The organism is Variovorax soli (genome assembly GCF_031454625.1).
Taxonomy (GTDB): Bacteria; Pseudomonadota; Gammaproteobacteria; order Burkholderiales; family Burkholderiaceae_C; genus Variovorax; species Variovorax soli_A.
Genome location: NZ_JAVDRF010000031.1, coordinates 1 through 2,518, shown reverse-complemented (window position 1 = coordinate 2,518; position 2,518 = coordinate 1). Strand labels below are relative to the sequence as shown.

General features: G+C 57.8%; 4 protein-coding genes. All 4 read right to left on the bottom strand.

Annotated elements, in window-relative coordinates:
• Positions 1-127: 127 nt before the first annotated feature.
• Complete coding sequence (locus J2739_RS27830; RefSeq protein ID WP_309907770.1) at positions 128-484, bottom strand: Imm8 family immunity protein; 357 nt, start codon at positions 482-484, stop codon at positions 128-130.
• 279 nt (positions 485-763) lie between these two features.
• The gene (locus J2739_RS27825; RefSeq protein ID WP_309907768.1) at positions 764-1,276 is read right to left on the bottom strand and encodes a hypothetical protein; all 513 of its coding nucleotides are present in this window, start codon (positions 1,274-1,276) and stop codon (positions 764-766) included.
• A gap of 5 nt (positions 1,277-1,281) precedes the next feature.
• Positions 1,282-1,773 carry a hypothetical protein gene (locus tag J2739_RS27820; protein ID WP_309907766.1) on the bottom strand — a complete coding sequence of 164 codons (492 nt, stop codon included), beginning with the start codon at positions 1,771-1,773 and terminating at the stop codon, positions 1,282-1,284.
• 19 nt (positions 1,774-1,792) lie between these two features.
• Positions 1,793-2,518 (bottom strand): DUF637 domain-containing protein (locus tag J2739_RS27815; protein WP_309907765.1); only part of this gene is annotated, 726 nt, incomplete at its 5' end.

The following is a 2,518-nucleotide window of genomic DNA, read 5'->3' as shown; positions in this document are numbered from 1 at the left end:
GGTGGTGCCCGCGATGTGCAGGTCGCCGCCCTGGCCATCGGGTCCGGTGGCGGTGAGGGTGACGTTGGCGCCGCTGAGGGTGGTGCGCGCGAGGCTGGTGGTCCTGACCGGTGTGAAGGTTAGGCCTTTACGCGTAACCGTCGAACTCCCAATCGGCTACCAATCGAAGCTTGGACGCGACCTCCGCCCAGTCTCGGCCTTCGACGGAACTTACGGCCCTTGATAAGAAGCTCTCCAGTTCACTGAAGCTGTATGAGTTGATGATCAGCTTCGCATGCGACCATTGAGCCCCCCATCTATGCACCTCCTGATCCAACCACCTCGGCGTGCACACGAATACTTGAAAGAGGTCGGAACTTTTTTCACCGACCGGGCCGATCTCCATCTCTACCCAAAATGCGAAGAGATCGCGCGTTTCTGGGACATAGGTGCGCATGTCGAAGTCGCTGCACATCAGACTTTTTAGCTCGGCACGAATTGTCATGGTTATTTCGTGATGTTTAGATGCCCGTTGCTTGTCCAGGTCGTTTCGTTAGAAATTCTTCCCTGAAAGTTGGCCTGCACGCCCGTGGTCGCGTAGGAACTCGATTTTGGAGCAGGCGGCCTGTACTGCCTCAATCCATCTGTACTGACTAACGTGCGACCATCACTTGCAATCCTGTAGCCGGGGCCGACCCATGCTTCACCAAGAACTCTTGCCTGATCTGTCGTAGCCTCTCCAAGGCTGAAATTTCGCCAGCTCGCGGTCCGGCCAATCGATGCTTCATGCAGAGCGCCAATCTGCTGGCCACCTACCGAGACTCAGCGGCTGCCTCCGAGATCGCCCTGTAAATCGCAGTGCCGTAGGAACTAGCGCTGCAGCACCGACAAAAAAGCGCTCAACAACACCTAGGTCACGGCCTAGCAGGCTTTCCCCGGAAAGTGCTTCGTAGAGGCCGATTGGCGTGCCATACACTGGAAGCAGAACGGCCAGCGACTCTCCTAGTCGAAGTGCTTGCTCCGTTGTGATTCCATATTCCTTCTGTGCTTCAAGCGGGTTCGACATGAAATCGGCCAGCCCCTGAATGTCATCGATGCCGGCATCTACCAGGCCTCTGTCGACGCCTGAGGCTGTCAACGCACCCTGCCTGATGGTGACGAGCGTCCATTTGCCCACGACCTTGAGCTGCTCCAGCGGCGGCGTCGCGGCACTCAACTCCTTGATCATGCGCGCTCTCTGCTGCGTGGCCAGCCAGTTGTTGGCCGCCGCATTGGCGCCGGCCTGGCTGTTACTCAACTCACTCAGGGAAGGTCCCTGAATATGTCGCCAACTAACGGATGGGACGACATCTGAAAGCAAAGATGGCATGGCTTTTTCTTTTCAAACCAATGATGAAATTGGATGAGAAATGCTTCAGTGAGATCGAATATCTGCGATCGATCTAGCGCAAAGAGTTGGTCGGCATGATCCAGGACAATCACTAGCCCAGGCAGCGTGGCCGAAAGAGTGATCATGTCGTCTAGAAGGCGAACCCAATCGTCAGCTTTGTACGGACGATGCGTACCCTGCATTGCAGTACCAACTGCATTGCAGGTCCCTTTTGGATTTGAAGCAAGCAACCGACAATCGACATAGGCACAGCGAATGCGTGCTTCGTCGAGTGACCGTCGGATGCTCCTGAGTCCCTCGTCGAATTCATCTGACGCTTCGATCTCCCGTGCTTCGACCTCGCGCCCCTCCACAAAATGAACGCACGCAGATGTTGATCTAGTGACATCGGTATAGCCTCTCATTGGGTTTCACTCCAGTTCGTTATCTCGAAGGCGCTGCTTCGAATCGAGTCCATTTCAGCGGTTGCGCCGTAGTCGTATCGTAGTGATCAAGGGACACGTAGAACACTCGCGGATTCTTGGGCGAATATGCAATGCGAACAGGTCCGGCGCCTCCTGGAAGTCCAAGATCAAAGATTTCGTAGAGCGGACCACCGTGTCGCGGCAACTGCACCCGCGCATCGTCGAACCTAAGCCATTCCCGTATTTCCGCCGTCCCCTGAGCGATTTCCTGTGTTCGAAACCAAACCAGTCGCTCCTCCTCAGACCCGATGAAGCGGGCCCTGAACTCTTCAGTGGGTGCAAACGGGTGATCTATATCCGGGTATTCATAGCCGAACCCGGGATGAGCATCGTGATTGTTGACTGCGGCATTGGCGCCCGCCTGACTGCCGACATTGATCTGCCCCGCATCCCCACCCGTCACCGCCACCGCCAGCCCGCTCACCAGCGCGGCGAACTGCACCGTATCGTCTCTTCTCCCATACGCCTGCGCAGCCATCTCGCCGATCGCCGCACCCAGCGCCCCCGCTCCGCAACCGCTGGCGCGCTCCGCTCTCGCCGCACCCACCATGCACCCGGCGATCGCATGCGCCGCCTTGTTGGTGAAGTCGTCCAGCGTGCCGTCGACCGTCAGATCGCCGATGGCATTGGCGCCCTGCGCCGCCACCGTGTCCAGCAGCGCGGCCTTGATCCCCTCGCTCAGGTT

What these genes read in the sequence shown, in the direction of transcription:
- J2739_RS27820 (WP_309907766.1), bottom strand. Translation starts at nt 1,773, where the DNA reads ATGAGAGGCTATACCGATGTCACTAGATCAACATCTGCGTGCGTTCAT.
- J2739_RS27830 (WP_309907770.1), bottom strand. Translation starts at nt 484, where the DNA reads ATGACAATTCGTGCCGAGCTAAAAAGTCTGATGTGCAGCGACTTCGAC.